Raw genomic sequence first — 18,806 nt, 5'->3', positions numbered from 1 at the left:
TTACTAATGTGTTTTTTATGTTTTAATAAAGAAATAGAGAGAAGAGAAAAAATGCCACAAGAAGAAGAGTTATTAATAAATAATGATATAGATAGTAATATAGAAGCAAATACTATTAATAATAGTTGAAGTAGTTTAATATGATCAGATACTAAAAAAATAATTGGAACAGCTGGTTTATTAACAGCAGCAGTTGGTTTGAAAACTGTACAACGAGTATTTCAGGTAGCAGTTACTAGTATTGGATCATTTGATTGAAATAAAGTAAATCCTTTAAATAATTTAGTTGATTTTGGAGTAACTCCAGTACAATTGGTAATTAGTACACAAGCAATGAATTTATGAAAATGGGGAGCAGAAAAAATTTGACAAGAAGGAAGAACAGTATTTAATAGAACTGCTGATCAAGAAATGAGTCCACTTTTATCTTTATATTCCGAAATTGGTGTTGAAGAAGGTTATTCATGTCTTTCAAAAACATCTATTTTTGGAAAAATGCTAATAGCAAAAGTTGGATATTGAATTTCGAATCATTTTATGATTACTGCTTCTAGTATGTATTCAGTTGGTTCTTTAACTAGTTTAGCTGAATATTGAAGTAAAATTATTTATGGACCAAATATTTTATCAACAATTATACGAGCAGAAGTTTTATGTTATACTTCTATCTTAATAGATAAGGGTATAGAATATTTAACAAAAACACATATGTGGTTTGCTTTCAAAAGATATTTTAATTGTTTAAATAATAATATTAATGAAAATGATGAGTTAGAATCATTATTTTCTCAACAATCAAAATGTATGAGTCTTTTAAAAAGTGGTGGTTATTTAACAGCAATGGTAATAGCAACTATAATAGATAATGCAATTAAAACTGCAGCTGTTATGTATACTGCTGATAGATTACCAGAATTTGAATCTATATTTTTTCAAGTTCCAATGTTTGCTATTATGTTTGGTTTAATTATCAATGATACTATTGGTAATAAAGTATTAAATAAATATGCTAAAAAACAATGACAGAAATTTTTTAAGTCTACTCCAAATAATGAATTAGAGGAAATAGTAACTAATAGTAATTATATGAGTATTAATAGTAGTGATGAACGACAATTAACTAATAACTTTAATGATGAATTGGTGAGTGTTATTAATAGTATTAATGGTCCTGCATTTGGTGGTTCTCCTAGAAATCCTTCAATTGCATAAAATTTATTTGAATGAAAATAAAAAAAGTTAGAATAAACTATTCTAACTTTTTTTATAATTTACCAATTTCTAAACTTCCCAGTGTACTAATAGCACGTACATAAATTAACATTGATTTTCATAATTCGTCAACTTTAATACATTCATTATATTGATGTTCAGTTGAGTTAGTATGATCAAATATTGCACCAAATGCTACACAATTTGGCATTGCTCTAGCATAAGTTCCACCACCAATTGCAATTGGTTTTGCTTTTTTATCACCAGTAACTTCTTGATAAATTTCCATTAATTTAATAACAATTGTTGATTCTTGTGGCATATATAATGGTTTATCATAATGTTGTTGTTTTATTGTTAAATTATAAGGTTTTAATATTTTTGTTAATCTATTTAAAATTTCTTGTAAATCAGTTTTAACTGGAATACGGATATTACATCCTAATTTTGAATTTTTGCTATTAATTTCAACGATGCCAACATTAATAGTAAAACTTCCAGATTCATCATCTAAATCACCAAAATATTTTGTTAAAGCAGTATCTTCTTGTAAAATATCACCAACAAATTTAATTAGATTGTGTTCAACTTTAAGTTCATTTAAAATTAATAAACTTCTTAATCCTGCATTAATTCCTTCATCTGGTCGTGACCCATGTGCTGGTTTACCATGAATGGTAATTTGTTGATTATTATTTTCAATTCGATAGTTCTTATTTTTCCCAATTTTAACAAATGATTCAATATCAACACCATTAATATATTACTAGTAGAACAAGTGACATTGTAAGCATCACTTGCATTAATAACAATGGATTTATGACCTATACCAATAATATCTAAGTTAATAATTCCTTTTTCAGCATATACTAGCGGAAACATACCATCAGGAGTAAAACCAAAAGTTGGAGTACCTTCTTGCTTTATATATGTGTTAATTGAATCTCATGTTGTTTCTTCAGTTAAACCAAAGATAACTCTAATTCGACGATTTGGTTGATAACCATGATCTTTTAAATATTTTAAACAGTATAGAATAATAATTGTTGGACCTTTATCATCTAATACACCTCGTCCATATAAAATATCATTAATAATTTCTGGCGAAAAAGGTGAAATTTTTCATTCTTCTAAATTACCTGGTGGTACAACATCAAGATGACCTAATATGGCAAATATTTCTTTACCCTCACCATATTCTAAATATCCATATTTATTGTTTTTGTCACGATAAGTTTTAAAACCTAATTCTTGCCCTAAATTAATAGCATAATCTAAGAACCTGTTTAAAATCTTTTAGAGAATAGGATAAAATGATTATATATTTTAAAATAAGAGGTATATATGTGTAAAAATTATCCTAGTAATGTTAGCAAAGAGCAATTTGAAAATATAAAATCAATTTTAGAAAATACTAAAAAGAGAACTAAACCAAGAAGTTTAGATTTATATGAAGTATTTTGTGCAGTTTTATATGTATTAAAAAGTGGTTGCCAGTGAAGAATGTTACCAAAAAATTTTCCAAAATGACAAATTGTATATTATTATTTTCAAGCTTGAAGTAAAAATAATGATAAAGAACCTAGTGTATTACAATTAGTTTTAAAAAAAATTAGTCAAGGCATTTCGTATCAATAATGGTAGAAAAGAACAAACTAGTTTTTGTATAATTGATTCACAAAGTGTTAAAAATACAGATACTACTAAAAATAAAGGTTATGATGCTGGTAAAAAGATTTCACGAATAAAGCGTCATATTGCTGTTGATTCTCAAGGTTTACCACATGCAATTTACATAACCACAGCAGAAAAAACAGATCGTAATAGTGCTATAATAATGATTGAAAATGAAAAAGAGAATCTTTCTGCAGTTCAAAAAATACTAGTAGATGCTGGTTATACTGGTGAAAAATTTGCTTCTAAAATTAAAACAATTATAAATGCAAATGTTGAAGTTATAAAACGTAATGAATTACATTCTTTTGTAGTATTACCAAAAAGATGAGTTGTAGAACGAAGTTTTGCATGATTAGAAAAATGCAGAAGATTATGAAAAAATTGTGAAAAAAAATTAAATACTAGCTTACAAATGGTTGTTCTTGCATTTATTTCAATTTTATTGAAAAGATTTTAAACAGGTTCTAATACTTCTTTAGGTAATGTTTAGTAATCTGTGTAACTTACAAAAATAACTATGTTTAATTAATTCTAGTAAATATAATTAAATGACTAGAAAGAGTGAGTTACAGATGGCTAAAAAGCAAAATATTAATAATAATGATCCAATATCAAAAGCAGTAGATTTATTATTAGAAAATACTGAAGATTTAACAACAGTTTTTAAAGAGAAAGGATTGTATAAAGAATTAACAAAAAGATTAGTAGAAAAAATGTTGAATTCTGAGATGCAAAATTATTTAGGATATGATAAGAATCAACATAGTAATAGTGACAATGCTCGTAATGGTATAAGTTCAAAAAAATTAATAACTCAACAAGGTAAAATTGAGATTGATGTACCACGAGATCGCAATAGTAATTTTAATCCTGTAATAGTTGCAAAAAGACAAAGAAGATTTGATGGTTTTGATCAACAAGTTCTTTCTTTATATGCAAAAGGTATGACATTATCAGATATTAGAATGCAATTACAAGAGTTATATCATGGTGCTGATATTAGTGAAAGTGTTATTAGCCAAATTACTGATGATGTTATTGATGATGTAAAAGCATGGCAAAATCGACCATTAGAAAGTGTCTATCCGATTGTTTATTTTGATTGCATAGTAGTGAAAGTACGACAAGATAAAAGGATTATTAATAAATCAGTTTATATAGCTTTAGGAGTTGATTTAGAAGGTAAAAAAGATGTTTTAGGTTTATGAATTAGTGAAAATGAAGGTGCTAAATTTTGATTAGCAAATTTAACAGAAATGAAAAATCGTGGCTTAAATGATATTCTTATTGCCTGCAGTGATAATTTAACAGGCATGTCAGAAGCAATACAATCAGTTTATCTTAAAACAGAACATCAATTATGCATAGTTCATCAAATTAGAAATAGTTTGAAATATGTCTCATATAAGCATCGAAAATCTCTAGTTGCAGATTTAAAACCAATTTATACTGCATGTAGTGAAGAACAAGCAATGCAGGCTTTAGAATCGTTTGAAAGTAAATGAAATAAACAATATCCTCAAATTGCTAAATCTTGATATAAAAATTGAGATAATTTAATGGTTTTTATTAGTTATCCAGTAGAAATCAAAAGAGTGATTTATACTACAAATGCTATTGAATCTGTAAATAGTCAATTACGAAAAGTTATCAGAAATAAAAAAGTTTTTCCTAATGATATGGCAGTTTTTAAAATATTTTATTTAGCAATTGAAAATATAACAAAAAAATGAACAATGCCCATTCAAAATTGAAATACAGCAATTGCTCATTTTATGATAAAATTTGAAGATAGAATTAATCTAAACTAGTACTTTGTAAAACAAAGATACACAGATTACATAAAAGCCTCCTTCTTTAACACCAGGACCATAAGGTGCTGTTGTTGTGGGTGGTTGAGCATATGATTGAATTTTAACAATTTCTTTTATTTTTGTTAGTGCTTGCGGAAAATATTTTTCTTTTAACAATTTTTCATTGAATTTCATATTTATTCACTCCTTGATATATAAATTTAAATAGTAGTATTAGTTATAATATCAACTATTAAATCATTTAACAATAATCAGGAACTATTTGTGCAAGATAAATGATTATTTTTTATTTTTACTTGTTTATTTTTGATTAATTTACTAATCAGTGGCTGCTCTAGAATGTTATCACTTTTGTTAAATTTTATTCCCTTTTTTAGTAATAAACCTTGTATTAATTTTTGGATTAAAATTTCATTTGTTGATAAGATACTATTTTTTTGATTGTTATTATTAATGTTATTGCTATTAGTAATTATTATTGCTTTATCTTCTGTTTTAATATATGGCCACTTGCCAATTTGCTAATCAAAATTTAGCACCTTCATTTTCACTAATTCATAAACCTAAAACATCTTTTTTACCTTCTAAATCAACTCCTAAAGCTATATAAACTGATTTATTAATAATCCTTTTATCTTGTCGTACTTTCACTACTATGCAATCAAAATAAACAATCGGATAGACACTTTCTAATGGTCGATTTTGCCATGCTTTTACATCATCAATAACATCATCAGTAATTTGGCTAATAACACTTTCACTAATATCAGCACCATGATATAACTCTTGTAATTGCATTCTAATATCTGATAATGTCATTCCTTTTGCATATAAAGAAAGAACTTGTTGATCAAAACCATCAAATCTTCTTTGTCTTTTTGCAACTATTACAGGATTAAAATTACTATTGCGATCTCGTGGTACATCAATCTCAATTTTACCTTGTTGAGTTATTAATTTTTTTGAACTTATACCATTACGAGCATTGTCACTATTACTATGTTGATTCTTATCATATCCTAAATAATTTTGCATCTCAGAATTCAACATTTTTTCTACTAATCTTTTTGTTAATTCTTTATACAATCCTTTCTCTTTAAAAACTGTTGTTAAATCTTCAATATTTTCTAATAATAAATCTACTGCTTTTGATATTGGATCATTATTATTAATATTTTGCTTTTTAGCCATCTGTAACTCACTCTTTCTAGTCATTTAATTATATTTACTAGAATTAATTAAACATAGTTATTTTTGTAAGTTACACAGATTACTAAACATTACCCCATTCATAAATAAATGATATTATATTTATTATGTTCTTGCTTTTCAATGTTGTTCTTTCGCAATATTTTTATTTCCTTTTGAAGAAATTTTAGTTTTTCAAGAAGGGTAATTTTCATCTTTACTTTTTGCATTAACAATATTCATTGGATCTAGATTATATAATTCAGTTGTTCCTTGTTGACTAGTAGGACGATGTAGAACAATAGTTCAAGAGTAAGTTTCTAAGTTATCTGCTGCGCTATAATCAGTGGTAAATGAATCACGAAACATTCAAGCACCACTATAATCTTTACGATATAATTTATCACTAACACCATCAATTATTTCCGCTTTTTCTCAAACAGCTTCAATTTGTTCTAATGTTCAATGGTGAGTAGTAACTTTTTGCACTTCGATTGTTTCTTTTTTTGTTTTTGTGTTTGTTTTCTCTATTATTGGTTGTGTTTCTTGAACAGTTATTGTTGTTGCTTGTTCATTAAAATTAGATGTTTCAGATTCAGAATAACTACTGTATTTAACATCAAAACCACCTTGATTTTTTGGTTGGTAATTAGTTTCGGTATTAATATTACTTTCTGTTGTTGGTGATTTTGAATATATTGTTGTATCTTCTACACTTGTTTTTTCAACTGTTGGTTCTGAATATATTCTTATATTTTCAATATTATCATTTATTTCTTCTTCATTTGTAATAGATTCGGATTTAAGATTAGTAAGAGTACCTGGTGTTGGTGAAACAGTTTCGGCATGATAGGCACCTTGCGTTGGTGTTTGTGATAGTTCATGATTAGTATAATGGACAGTTGCTGTTGAAGGGTTAGTGATTATTTTTTCTTGTGTTAGATCTTGCTTAAGAACAGTATTGTTAGTTTCTTGCTTTGCTATTTGTTGTTCTTCATTATTTTGAGTTACTGGTATTGGTACGACGTTAGGAAGCGTTATCGTATCATCAACTTCTTGTTTTGCTATTACTGTTTCTTGTTTTGCTTTTGGTTTAGGAATAGGCATTAATAGTGTATTTGATTTGTATTTAGAGGTAATATTAATAATTAATCAAAGACTGTGGATTAATAAAAGTATTGCAAATAGCTCAGCCAACATTCATGGTAAAAAAGTTATTAGAAAGTTACCAGTTGTATTTATTATTTCGCCGTCTTTTTTATTAGCTAAGAAAGTAAAAGTTTTAAATCTAAAAATAAAAAATACAATAAGAAAGATAACAAATATTGCTGAAAAAATAAAACTTATTAAACAAAAAAGTGCTGATACACTATTTTTAGTTTTTAAAAAAATAAAAGGTACGACTACTAATGCTAAAGATAAACCAGAAACTATGAAAACAATAATACTTATTATATTGAAACTAATTTGTAAATTAGAATTAGGCTGTTGTGGATTATTGAATCATTTAATATAGTTATCAACTGCATCTCGACCAATAGTTGCTCATAAAGCCCAACCTATCATTAAACTTGTAGTAATTAGAAGACCATTAATAAGAATTGTTAATTTGCTATATAGACCAATACGATAAATTTTTGGTTCTTTCATTGAACTAGAATTTATTTCCTCTATCATAAAAATACCCCAATCTATTTTTAATATACTTACTCTTTTTATAATTATATCAAATTAAAAATTAAGATAGTGTCGTGTAATTAATTGGACTGGAAAAATGAATAATATTAATATATTATTCTAATTAATATTGGTTTTTTAAATAAAATGAAAGTCTTTTTATTAAGATTATAATATTTACTTACATTTTATAGTGTTAATAAAATTAGTAACAAGCATATTTATTGATAGACTAAAAAAATAAACTATAATTTTTATTAAATTAAAGTTTTAATTAAAGTTTTAGAGAAAAGGAAGATAAAAAGATATGTTAAATAAAACAGTAAAATAAATAAAAATAATAATTTTCGAATAACTATGTTATTTAAATAATGAATTTATTAATAGTTAAAATATTAGGCATTAATGGAGAACTTGGTCATATAATAAAATTAAATAAGATTATTAATTTGAATGGAGAAAATTTATGAATAAAGAAAAAAGTCAAACAAAGATTAGTCATTTAGATAGATTAAAGTTAAAAACATCACCTAATAAAAAAGCGGCTGCGTTAAAAATACTTTGAGTAGCAGCAACACAAGTATTTCGTAAAGAATTAACAACAGAAATAACTATTTCAAAGCAATTATTAGGATTAGAAAAAGAATGTTTACAATCAGTAGTATTGAACTGTATTAATAAAGATTCTAAGCAAATAAGAGGCTTTTTAATAATCTGTGTATCTTTGTTTTACAAAGTTACTAATTTAGATTAATTCTGTCTTCAAATTTTATCATAAAATGAGCAATTGCTGTATTTCAATTTTGAATAGGCAATGTTCATTTTTTTGTTATATTTTCAATTGCCAAGTAAAATATTTTGAAAACTGCCATATCATTAGGAAAAACTTTTTTTATTTCTGATGATTTTTCGTAATTGACTATTAACAGATTCAATAGCATTTGTAGTATAAATCACTCTTTTGATTTCTACTGGATAACTAATAAAAACCATTAAATTATCTCAATTTTTATATCAAGATTTAGTAATTTGAGGATATTGTTTATTTCATTTACTTTCAAACGATTCTAAAGCTTGCATTGCTTGTTCTTCACTACATGCACTATAAATTGTTTTTAAATCTGCAACTAGACCTTTTCGATGTTTGTATGAAACATATTTTAAACTATTTCTAATTTGATGAACAATGCATAATTGATGTTCTGTTTTAGGATAAACTGATTGTATTCCTTCTGACATGCCTGTTAAATTATCACTACAAGCAATAAGAATATCATTTAAGCCACGATTTTTCATTTCTGTGAAATTAGATAATCAAAACTTAGAACCTTCATTTTCACTAATTCATAATCCTAAAACATCTTTTTTGGGTGGTTGGCCCTTAATTACTGGACCATTTTTGATATAAAATTCTAAATTTTAATTTGTAAAATTGGTGGTTTTAGAAATTTAGAATGTATTCTTTCATAATTATAAAACATAACATATTGATTTACATCATTTATAGCTTCATTGATGGATAAATATTGATTTGATCCTTTAGGTAGTCATTCTTGAGATAAATGAGAAAATCAGTTTTCAGATAATACATTACCACCAATATCATAAGGTTGTTTTTTGCTTAAAATTATTTGTTTATCCTCTGCTCATTTTGTGATATCTTGACAATAAAATTCGTTGGCGTTATCTGAATGTAAAATAACATTTTTTATTTGATTTCAAGAAAATTGTTTGTTGATTTTTTCAAGAGCAGGAAGAATTAAATCCTGATATGATTTATTAGGAGCAATATTATAACTAACAACATTATTTGAATAAAAATCAATAATTACAAAAAGATATAATCATCCTTCTTTAGTATTTATTTGTTTAGTGTCCATTGATCAAATTTGATTTGAAGAGGTTGTACTTTTATAATCTTTGTTTACTTTATCCATTGTAGGTATTCACTTATTTGGATTTTTTTTGTTTTTAGGATAGTTATTTTTAGTTTGTTTTAATCCTTGAATATTGTGTTCTTTCATAATTTTTCGCATTTGTTTTATTGATAATTCTATATTTAAAATGATATTTTTTTCTTGTTTTAATCACTCTTTAAAAGCTGAAAAAATTCTTAAATATCCATAAATTCTGCCTTTTCTTGTAGAATGAAATTCGATTAAAAGTTGGCATATTTTTTGATATTTATGATTGCATTTAATAATATGATTTTCTTCTTTTTTAATAGGTTTTTGTTTATTTTTTAAAAAGTAATATGTTGATCTGTTTAATTGAAGATATTGACATAGGTTTCTAATTGAATATTGATTTTTACAATCATCAATAATTTTAATTTTTTCTTTGATATTTAATTTGTTAATTACTAATGCTATTTGTTTAATTTTATCCATTAATAAAAATCCTTTCAGGTTAAAATTAGTGTTAATTATATAACACAATTGTTTTTAGAATACATTCAGGTTTTTTAAATTAATGGTCTAGTAAAAAGGGCTAAGTGGCTATTGCTGTTGATTCTCAAGGTTTACCACATGCAATTTACATAACCACAGCAGAAAAAACAGATCGTAATAGTGCTATAATAATGATTGAAAATGAAAAAGAGAATCTTTCTGCAGTTCAAAAAATACTAGTAGATGCTGGTTATACTGGTGAAAAATTTGCTTCTAAAATTAAAACAATTATAAATGCAAATGTTGAAGTTATAAAACGTAATGAATTACATTCTTTTGTAGTATTACCAAAAAGATGAGTTGTAGAACGAAGTTTTGCATGATTAGAAAAATGCAGAAGATTATGAAAAAATTGTGAAAAAAAATTAAATACTAGCTTACAAATGGTTGTTCTTGCCTTTATTTCAATTTTATTGAAAAGATTTTAAACAGGTTCTAAAGGATCAAATCAATATTTATCCATCAATGAAGCTATAAATGATGTAAATCAATATGTTATGTTTTATAATTATGAAAGAATACATTCTAAATTTCTAAAACCACCAATTTTACAAATTAAAATTTAGAATTTTATATCAAAAATGGTCCAGTAATTAAGGGCCAACCACCTTTAAAAAAAGTAAATACAATAAATTAATACCAATTCAAAAAGAATACAATAAAACTTTAAGCAAAATTAGAATTAAAATTGAACACGTATTTGCTAAACTAAAACGTTTTAAAATTTTAACTTTAAAATATCGCAATAAAATACGAAGATTTGCATTAAGATTTAATTTAATAGCAGGAATATATAATTTTGAATTACCTTAGTTTTGCACCAAGTCTATTTTAATTTTATAGTAGAAAAATGAAAAAATTATTCTTTTTATTACACATTTTTACACTAATAATTTTATATTTATTTTATTTATTAAAAATAAAATAAATAATTGTTTTTTTAAAAAAATATTATATAATTTTATTTGTATTATTTAACTTAAAGTTTAGTATAAATAAACAAAAGGAGAAAATAATCAATATGAAAATTGGAAGAAAGTTAAAAACTTTAAGATTGAAACACAATTTAACTATGGAAGAGTTAGGGAAACGTTGTGATTTATCAAAGGGATTTATTAGTCAGTTAGAGCATGATGTTTCTTCACCCAGTATTGAAACACTAAAAAGTATTTTAGACATTTTTGATTGTCCATTATCAACCTTTTTTGCTGGTGAAGTAAAAGAAAAAATAGTTTTTAAATCACAAGATGTTACTGTTAGTGACGAAGAAGATTATCAAATAAAATGAATTATTCCTAATGCTCAAAAATTAACATTAGAACCAGTAATTTTAACTTTAAAACCATTTGGTAATTCAAATAAAATTCCGCCATTTCAAGGTCAGATCTTTGGATATGTATTAAGTGGAACAGTATTTGTTCATTATGGTGCAACGAGAGTAAAAGCAGTAGCTAATGAAGCATTTTATATTAAAGGTAATGAAAAACATTATTTAGAAAATCCCAATAATTCAATTGCAACTATTTTATGAGTTTCAAATCCACCAATTTTTTAAACCATTTAAAGGAGGAAATTATGAGTGTAAATATTTTAGAATTACGTAATATTACCAAAGAATATGATGGTAAAGTTGTTTTAAAAGGAATTAGTTTAAATATTCATGAAGGTGAATTTCTTACCATTCTTGGTCCTAGTGGTTGTGGAAAAACAACATTATTAAGGATTATTGCTGGTTTTGAACAACCAAACAATGGTCAATTATTGTTTAAAGGTAAGGATTTAACTAAAATTCCAATTCATAAAAGAGAAATAAATACTATTTTTCAAAATTATGCTTTATTTCCACATTTAAATGTTTTTGATAATATTGCTTATGGTTTAAAGTTAAGAAAAATTGATCGTGAAAAAATCAAAAAAGAAGTTAAAAAAGCTTTAGATTTGGCTAAATTAAATGGTATGGAAGATAAAGATGTTAATGATTTATCTGGTGGTCAAAAACAAAGAGTAGCAGTAGCTAGAGCATTAGTTCTTAATCCTAAAATTTTATTATTAGATGAACCTTTTGCTGCTTTGGATTTGAAATTACGTCAACAAATGCAAGTAGAATTAAAAAAAATTCAAGAAGAAATTAATATTACTTTTATCTTTATTACTCATGATCAAGAAGAAGCATTTATTATGTCAGATCGGGTAGTTGTTTTAAATCAAGGTCAAATTCAACAAATTGGGACACCACAAGATATTTACAATGAGCCTGAAAATAAATGAACATCACAGTTTGTTGGTAGCTCGAATGTTATTGAAAATGGTGTATTTGTTAATGATTATTGTGTTCGTTTTGACGGTAAAAAATTTGCATGCTCTGATACTGGTTTTGGTGAACAAGAACGTAATATTGATATTGTTATTCGACCAGAAGATATTGATTTAGTTAATGCAGGTAGTGGTTTTTTTGATGGAACTATTAAAACTATTGCTTTTAAAGGATTATTATGAGAAATTGAAATTATTGCTAATAAACGCAAATGGATAGTTCATACTACTGATAATTTTGAAGTAGGTAACCGTGTTGGTTTAAAATGAAATGTTGAAGATATTCATGTTATGTGAAAGGAAATTGAAGAGTAAAATGAAAAATTTAAAATCACAAGATATGTTAGTTAATAATTCAAATCCAGAAAAAATTATTGATAATCAAAATAAAAAAAAGTATAGATTTAAAAAATGGTTTAAACTTAAAAAAAATAATGTTTCTTTACAAGAGGTAGCAAAAAATAAATCGAAAATGAAACGAGTAAAAAAGAAAAAAGCATTGTTATGTTGAAAAAAAACAAACCAAAAAATAAGTTTTATTAAAAATAAAATCAAAGATAAATCAGTAAATTTTGGTTTTAAATCATGAGTTACGCTTGCTTATCCATATTTATTGGTGATGGTAATTTTAATTGTATTGCCATTATTAATTGTAATTTTATATTCAATTATTAAAGCAACTAATAATGCTTGAATATTTCGTTTTACATTTAGTAATTTTAATGATTTTTTTAAAGAAAATAGTTATGTTATGGTTTTATTACGTTCAATTGGTTATTCATTTGTTGCCACTTTAATTGCTGTTATTTTTGGTTATCCCATTGCTTATATTATGGCTTTTATGTCCACAAAAATTGCTTCAAAAAATATTTGGGTTTTAGTTACTTTACCAATTTGAATTAACATTTTATTACGTACAATTGGATTACAAATTATTTTTAGTATTTTAGGTCCTAATGTTTTATTAGGAACTCCAATTGGTATTATTTTAGCAATGGTTTATATGTTTATGCCTTTCGTTATTTTACCAATTTATAATTCTTTAGAAAAAACAGATCGCAATTTATTAGAAGCAAGTCAAGATTTAGGAGCTTCTAAGATGAAAACATTTTGAAAAGTTACCTTTCGTTTTTCAGTGCCTGGTATTGTTTCTGGTTTTACTTTAATGATGTTAAGTGCTATGACTTCACTAGTAGTAGTTAAATATATTGGTGAAGGAAAAACTATTTTAATTGCAAATATTATTGAATCATATTTTTATCGTGGTGCTAATTTTGCTTATGGTGCTGCTATTTCTGTTATTTTAGGTATTATTGTTTTAATTATTATTTTTACTTTAAAAGCGATTGGTAGTTGAGCTACTGGTAAAAAAATAGGAGGTATTAATTAATGAGATCTTTTTTTAAAAATAGTTATTTAGCTATTATCTTTTTATTATTTTATACTCCAATTTTAGTTTTAATGATATTCTCTTTTAATGGTGGCGATTCAGTTCGCAGTTGAAATTCTTGATCATTGCAACCTTATTACGATTTATTTCAACAAAGTGAACTTTGAGAATCGGTTAGTGTAACATTAATTGTTGCTTTTATTTCTACTTTTGTTGCTGTTATTATTGGTACGTTTGCTGCTTTGGGTTTAAGTAAAACAAAAAAAATAACACGTAATATTACTTTAGGGATTACTAATATTCCTTTAGTTAATGCTGATATTGTTACTGCTGTTTCTTTAATGTTATTATTTATGGCATTTGGTTTTAGTTTTGGTCTTGGAACATTAATTTTCGCTCATATTTCTTTTAATATTCCTTATGTTATTATTACTGTTTTACCAAAAATTAGATCAATAAATATGTCACAATTAGAAGCAAGTCAAGATTTAGGAGCGACCCCTTGATATACGCTACGTAAAATTGTATTACCAACAATTAAACCGGCAATAATTGCCGGTGCAGCTATTGCGTTTGCTATGAGTTTTGATGATTTTTTAATTTCTTATTTTACTGGCGGTAATACTTCTAACGTTTCAACTTTTATTTATTCTTTAAAACGAATTAAGCCTTATATTAATGCTTTTTCAACAATAATTATTTTATTAATTGCAGTACTTATTATTTCTTGAAATACTTATATTCTTTGCAAAAAACAAATTAAACAACGTAATGAAAAAATTGATAAAGGTATTTATCATGATAAAAAAATTATTAAAACTGAGAAGTTGTTAACTAAATATTATTTACAATTAAATGGTTTTAACTATAAAAAGGTTAAGAGTAAAGGTAGAAAGCGTAAATCATTATATAGTGATGGTAATTTTGAAATTGTAACTGAGCAAGATATTATTAAAATTCAAGATTATATTAAAAATCACCCGAAACTTATTAATCAAATTTCTAAACTTGAAGCAAAACTTGAGATGGAATCAATTTGAATTGAACATATAAAGAATAAGATTAAAAAAAAGAAAGAGTTAAAAGAAGAACGCTCAAAATTAAGAAGAGAGAAGTATCGTTTTTTACTATGACCGTGAAAATTAATTATGATTAGTATCATCTTATTATCAAGTTTTATTAGTTTGGGTGCTTTCTACATTTATACTAATGTTTATGATTTATCAATTGCTAATTGAGGCGAATATATGAATCCCAATATTTTAAAAGAATTTGAAAATAAATATCAAGTTAAAATAAAATATTCAACTTTTGATGATAATGAATCATTGTATGCTAAATTGTATACTACTAGTTATGATGTAATGGTTCCTAGTGATTATATGGTGGCTAAATTAGCAAGTGAAGATAGACTTTTTCCAATTGCATCAAAAAATTCTGCAGGTGATATTGAATATGATAGTAGAATTGATTTTAATCCCAAAGAAGATATAAATCATGATTTATATGAATTAATGAATAATTATCGAGTTGAAAATAGTGATGGAATTTTAAATAAATTTGGTTTAAATAGTTATAGTATTCCTTATTTTTGAGGTGATGTTGTATTAGTAATTAATACTACTAATACAAATAATCTTAGTGATCTTGGTATTAAAGCTGATGGTTCAAATGTTCAATGAAGTGTTTTAACAGATGCTGCAAAATTGGGTAAACGTATCGTTTTAAATGATGATATGCATAACTTATTTATGACTGCGCTTACTGATTTACACTATAAAAATAAATGAGGAGAAAATACTGGTTCAGGTCAATATAATCAAGTAGGAAATGAATTTTCTGATAATATTAATGCTCATAGTCCAATTGAAATTAAAGATGCAAGTGATTGGTTAGAACCAGTTGTCAAAAATAAAAATACAAAATTATTAAATGATGATATTGTTGATGAAATTAGTAATGAAAATAATTGGGATGTAGCAATGATGTATAACGGTGATTTATTATCTGCAATTGCTGATGATCCTGCTTCTTATAATGGTAAGTACCTTGTTGTTAGACCATATATGGGGACTAATGTTTGAAATGATGATATGGTAATTAGTAAAGATTCTCCTCATAAAGATTTAGCTTTTAAATTTATTAATTATATAATGCAAAAACAAACACAAGTTGATTTAAGTAGTGAATTTGGTTATACCTCACCTTTACAAGCAGCTATGGATGAAGTTAGTACTAATTTTTCAGCAGAAATTTGAAAGCATGTATATATTCCAAAAAATGGTCAATTACCTGATCCATTAGATCCAAGTAAGCATCATGAAGGATATTTTAACGGTTTATATACTCGTAGTTTTGACCCACAAATGCAAACTGCTTATAATAGATTATTAGCACGTTAATAAAATAAATTGTAATATTAAGTTTAAAAAAATATAAAAAAATATTGTAACTTATAGTATAATTTAATACGAAAGGGGTTAATTCATTGTGGCACGTCGTAAAAAGTGAGAAAAAGAAGACAAAGAAAAAATATGAAACTATTCTATTCAAAAAATGGAGAAATATTTTAAAGGATTATCTGAATTTTGAACATTGAATGTGCAAGCTCCTTGTCCGTGATGTTGTTTGCCAATGATAAAAGGTGCTTATCAAGGTGAACAACCAACTTCAGCATTTGCTTGAAATATTGATCACATTGATGGTGATCCAAATAATAATAGTTTAGAAAATTTACAACCAATGCATGTTGAATGTAATATTAAAAAAAATTAATCATAAATTAAAAATTCAATGACTATTTAATTCAATCATTGAATTTTTAATTTAATTTTTATCTTAATTAAAAAAAATTATTTTGAAAATTATTTTACTATTAGTGTTCTTTTTAATTAAAAATATTCAATCTTTTTTTAAAAAGAATATTGTCTTTTTTTATAATAAGTGTAATATTATTTTTAAGGACAGAGTATTTCTTTCCTTATAATTTTAATAGGTGTATAGCAAAGTTTATATAATTATTAAAATTATTAATCTTTAGATTATTTAAAAAATAATGCTAGGAAAGGATTGTTAAAATGAAATATAAAATAAATAGTAATAGCCGAGTAAAGATATGGTTAATCAGGATAAACATAAAAAAATAAAAACAGGATCTAATTCAATATATACAATTAATGTTAAAAAAAATAAGAAGAAAAGAATCTTATTATTTTCCTTGTATTTATTAGCATTTGGTTCTACAACAGTTACTACAATATTACTCTTACATACTACTGCTGCTTTCAATAATTCTGAATTTAATCCTAATTCTAATAATAAATTATGAGATGATTATTATCAAAAACATCATCGTAACTCTAAACCTATTAGTTTAAATTCTACTATTGCTTATTTTAGTAAATCAACAAATATTGTTAATTTTAATGTTATTGAAAATGCTGTTGATAATGGTAATATTGATTTTACAAATGTTTTAAGTAGTATTGATAATAATTTACAAAAAACTGATCCTAAAATTGAAAGTGATATTGATAATGATAATTCAAATTTATTACCAATTAATTTTTTCTTAAATGCTAATTATAATCCAGCAGTTAAGTTTACTGTTGGTAAGGATAAAAAACCGATAACTAATACTTCTTTTATTTTGCCAAAGAACTTTAATGAGTCTAAAAGTTATGTTTTAAATTTAACAACTAATGATCAAGCATCAATTTTTGGTATTGAAAATACTAACATTAATATCGAAATTAATATTAATATTATAAATCAAGTTGCAATTAATATTGCTAGTTTACCAGTTAACTTTCCTGATAAAATTATTAATATTACTAATCCTGAAAATGCTACTATTGATTCAATAAAAGATAAATGATTAATTCCAACAATTCAAGATCAATTTGCAACAACTTTAAGTAAAGCATTAAATGTACCCAAAAAAGAAATTAAACCTAGTTATTACAAAATTGAATTTCAAAATGGTTCAGAATCACAAAACTTTACTAAAAGTGTTCCTGTTCAATTTTCAATTACATCTTTAGATAATAATCCTTGAAACTTTACAGGAAAAAAAGATGATTGCACTATAAATGTTAAAAATGATATTGCTGATTTAAGTAGTATGAAAGAATTAACTAATGAAATTGAAGCACAATATAATAATGATAAAGATAATAAAAACTTTCAAATTACTTTAGATAATCAAAAAGATAAAAATGGTAACTATATTAATGCTGATGTTAGTTTATCAGAAGATAATCTTAAATTTATTAATGATCAAATTATTAAAGGTGTTCAAACAATTTGTCAAAATTATTTCCAAAAAAATTATTCAGATCTTAATATTGAAGATAGTGATTATACAATATCAACAAATTTAAAAGTTGGTGATAATATCTTTAATAATAAGTTAGGTAAAAATATTGAAATAAAAATAACTGCTAGTCCTAATGATCATAAATTAACAAAAAGTTTAGATAGCATTAAAGCAATTGTTCATGGTCATAATAAAAATAATATTACTGGTAATTATTCTTCACCAAAAAATTTTGCATTAAAAGGTATTTGATTAAAAGATGGTCAAGATGCAAATATTTTACAAGAAGGTCAACATTTTTATGAACAAGATAATTTATTAGGTAATTGAATTACTAATAAAGATAGTTTATTAAATACAATTAATAACAATTCTTATCGTCCAGTTGAGAATGCATTTACTGGACAGTTCACTATGAATTATTTATTAGATGGTGAAACAAAACCAAGTGGTATGTCAGTTGATATTAGTAAAGATATTAAAGTTGGTAAGGTAAATAATTTCTGAGATTTAATTACTCAAACAAAAAGTATTTTTCTAGAAACCGATGTTGCAGTAACAACAAAATCGGGTTGAGAGTTAAATAATGTAAAACTAGTATTTACTGACAGCGAAACACAACCAACTAAAGATAATACACTTTATACTCTTGATTTATCAGAAAGATTTGCTGGCAAAACTATTAGTGATCGTGCTACTTTAACATTCCCTGATTTTAATTTTAATTTTAATTACCAGTTAGTAAGTTAAAAAAAGGAAAAACTAAT

The 18,806-nt window shown here is 24.9% G+C and carries 15 protein-coding genes and 5 pseudogenes; 12 read left to right on the top strand and 8 right to left on the bottom strand.

Features of this window, described 5'->3' with window-relative positions; translation table 4 throughout:
* Positions 1-51: 51 nt before the first annotated feature.
* Positions 52-1,212 carry a hypothetical protein gene (locus tag AAHM96_RS03970; protein ID WP_342273638.1) on the top strand — a complete coding sequence of 387 codons (1,161 nt, stop codon included), beginning with the start codon at positions 52-54 and terminating at the stop codon, positions 1,210-1,212.
* A gap of 52 nt (positions 1,213-1,264) precedes the next feature.
* Here AAHM96_RS03970 and AAHM96_RS03965 read toward each other — a convergent pair whose 3' ends face one another.
* The 3 genes and pseudogenes from AAHM96_RS03965 to AAHM96_RS08500 form a co-directional block, all read right to left on the bottom strand.
* Complete coding sequence (locus tag AAHM96_RS03965) at positions 1,265-1,534, bottom strand: hypothetical protein (RefSeq protein ID WP_342273637.1); 270 nt, start codon at positions 1,532-1,534, stop codon at positions 1,265-1,267.
* A gap of 57 nt (positions 1,535-1,591) precedes the next feature.
* Positions 1,592-1,888: pseudogene (locus AAHM96_RS08505) on the bottom strand (peptidase M20); the annotation flags it as partial.
* Positions 1,831-2,391, bottom strand: a complete 561-nt coding sequence (locus AAHM96_RS08500) for a M20/M25/M40 family metallo-hydrolase (RefSeq protein ID WP_425288780.1) — start codon at positions 2,389-2,391, stop codon at positions 1,831-1,833. The pseudogene AAHM96_RS08505 and the gene AAHM96_RS08500, both read right to left, overlap by 58 nt.
* A gap of 165 nt (positions 2,392-2,556) precedes the next feature.
* On the opposite strand from AAHM96_RS08500, the gene AAHM96_RS03960 reads away from it, so the two are divergent.
* Positions 2,557-3,346, top strand: a protein-coding gene (locus AAHM96_RS03960; protein WP_342273636.1) for an IS5 family transposase whose coding sequence is annotated in 2 segments (ribosomal slippage) — positions 2,557-2,817 and positions 2,819-3,346 — 789 coding nt in all. Because the reading frame shifts where the segments join, the coding sequence is not laid out codon by codon here.
* 115 nt (positions 3,347-3,461) lie between these two features.
* A complete protein-coding gene (locus tag AAHM96_RS03955) occupies positions 3,462-4,700 on the top strand; it encodes an IS256 family transposase (protein ID WP_342273672.1) in 1,239 nt (412 codons plus the stop codon).
* Here the strand turns inward: AAHM96_RS03955 and AAHM96_RS03950 are convergent.
* From AAHM96_RS03950 to AAHM96_RS03940, 3 genes and pseudogenes are all read right to left on the bottom strand, one after another.
* Positions 4,692-4,877: a hypothetical protein gene (locus AAHM96_RS03950; RefSeq protein ID WP_342273635.1), complete on the bottom strand. Its 186-nt coding sequence runs from the start codon at positions 4,875-4,877 to the stop codon at positions 4,692-4,694. The genes AAHM96_RS03955 and AAHM96_RS03950 overlap by 9 nt on opposite strands.
* Before the next feature lie 339 nt (positions 4,878-5,216).
* Positions 5,217-5,894 (bottom strand): annotated as a pseudogene (locus AAHM96_RS03945) (IS256 family transposase); the annotation flags it as partial.
* Between the two features lie 123 nt (positions 5,895-6,017).
* Positions 6,018-7,541 carry a hypothetical protein gene (locus AAHM96_RS03940; protein WP_342273633.1) on the bottom strand — a complete coding sequence of 508 codons (1,524 nt, stop codon included), beginning with the start codon at positions 7,539-7,541 and terminating at the stop codon, positions 6,018-6,020.
* 493 nt (positions 7,542-8,034) lie between these two features.
* Here AAHM96_RS03940 and AAHM96_RS03935 point away from each other — a divergent pair, with 493 nt between their 5' ends.
* Positions 8,035-8,322 carry a hypothetical protein gene (locus tag AAHM96_RS03935; RefSeq protein ID WP_342273632.1) on the top strand — a complete coding sequence of 96 codons (288 nt, stop codon included), beginning with the start codon at positions 8,035-8,037 and terminating at the stop codon, positions 8,320-8,322.
* Here the strand turns inward: AAHM96_RS03935 and AAHM96_RS03925 are convergent.
* Positions 8,309-8,933 (bottom strand): annotated as a pseudogene (locus tag AAHM96_RS03925) (IS256 family transposase); the annotation flags it as partial. The gene AAHM96_RS03935 and the pseudogene AAHM96_RS03925 sit on opposite strands and share 14 nt — an antisense overlap.
* A 47-nt stretch (positions 8,934-8,980) precedes the next feature.
* Positions 8,981-9,958 (bottom strand): IS3 family transposase, encoded by a 978-nt coding sequence (locus AAHM96_RS03920; RefSeq protein ID WP_342272797.1) that lies wholly within the window; start codon positions 9,956-9,958, stop codon positions 8,981-8,983.
* A gap of 110 nt (positions 9,959-10,068) precedes the next feature.
* Between AAHM96_RS03920 and AAHM96_RS03915 the strand changes: the two are divergent.
* The 8 genes and pseudogenes from AAHM96_RS03915 to AAHM96_RS03880 form a co-directional block, all read left to right on the top strand.
* Positions 10,069-10,446 (top strand): annotated as a pseudogene (locus AAHM96_RS03915) (IS5 family transposase); the annotation flags it as partial.
* Positions 10,447-10,639: 193 nt separating this feature from the next.
* Positions 10,640-10,831: pseudogene (locus tag AAHM96_RS03910) on the top strand (transposase family protein); the annotation flags it as partial.
* A gap of 208 nt (positions 10,832-11,039) precedes the next feature.
* Entirely contained in the window at positions 11,040-11,573 is a 534-nt protein-coding gene (locus AAHM96_RS03905) for a helix-turn-helix domain-containing protein (RefSeq protein ID WP_174481534.1), read from the top strand.
* Positions 11,574-11,593: 20 nt separating this feature from the next.
* Entirely contained in the window at positions 11,594-12,646 is a 1,053-nt protein-coding gene (gene potA, locus AAHM96_RS03900) for a spermidine/putrescine ABC transporter ATP-binding protein (RefSeq protein WP_342273630.1), read from the top strand.
* Between the two features lies 1 nt (position 12,647).
* Complete coding sequence (potB, locus tag AAHM96_RS03895; RefSeq protein WP_342273629.1) at positions 12,648-13,721, top strand: spermidine/putrescine ABC transporter permease; 1,074 nt, start codon at positions 12,648-12,650, stop codon at positions 13,719-13,721.
* Entirely contained in the window at positions 13,721-16,123 is a 2,403-nt protein-coding gene (locus AAHM96_RS03890) for an extracellular solute-binding protein (protein WP_342273628.1), read from the top strand. The genes potB and AAHM96_RS03890 overlap by 1 nt, the downstream gene beginning before the upstream one ends.
* A gap of 88 nt (positions 16,124-16,211) precedes the next feature.
* Positions 16,212-16,496 (top strand): HNH endonuclease signature motif containing protein, encoded by a 285-nt coding sequence (locus tag AAHM96_RS03885; RefSeq protein ID WP_252319983.1) that lies wholly within the window; start codon positions 16,212-16,214, stop codon positions 16,494-16,496.
* 340 nt (positions 16,497-16,836) lie between these two features.
* On the top strand, positions 16,837-18,789 hold the full coding sequence (locus AAHM96_RS03880) for a hypothetical protein (protein WP_342273627.1): 1,953 nt from the start codon (positions 16,837-16,839) through the stop codon (positions 18,787-18,789).
* Positions 18,790-18,806 lie beyond the last annotated feature (17 nt).

It is taken from the genome of Spiroplasma endosymbiont of Acasis viretata, from assembly GCF_964031275.1.
Lineage (GTDB): Bacteria > Bacillota_I > Bacilli_A > Mycoplasmatales > VBWQ01 > Spiroplasma_E > Spiroplasma_E ixodetis_A.
Note: the sequence above shows the minus strand (reverse complement) of the source record. Positions and strands in the feature narration are given on the sequence as shown.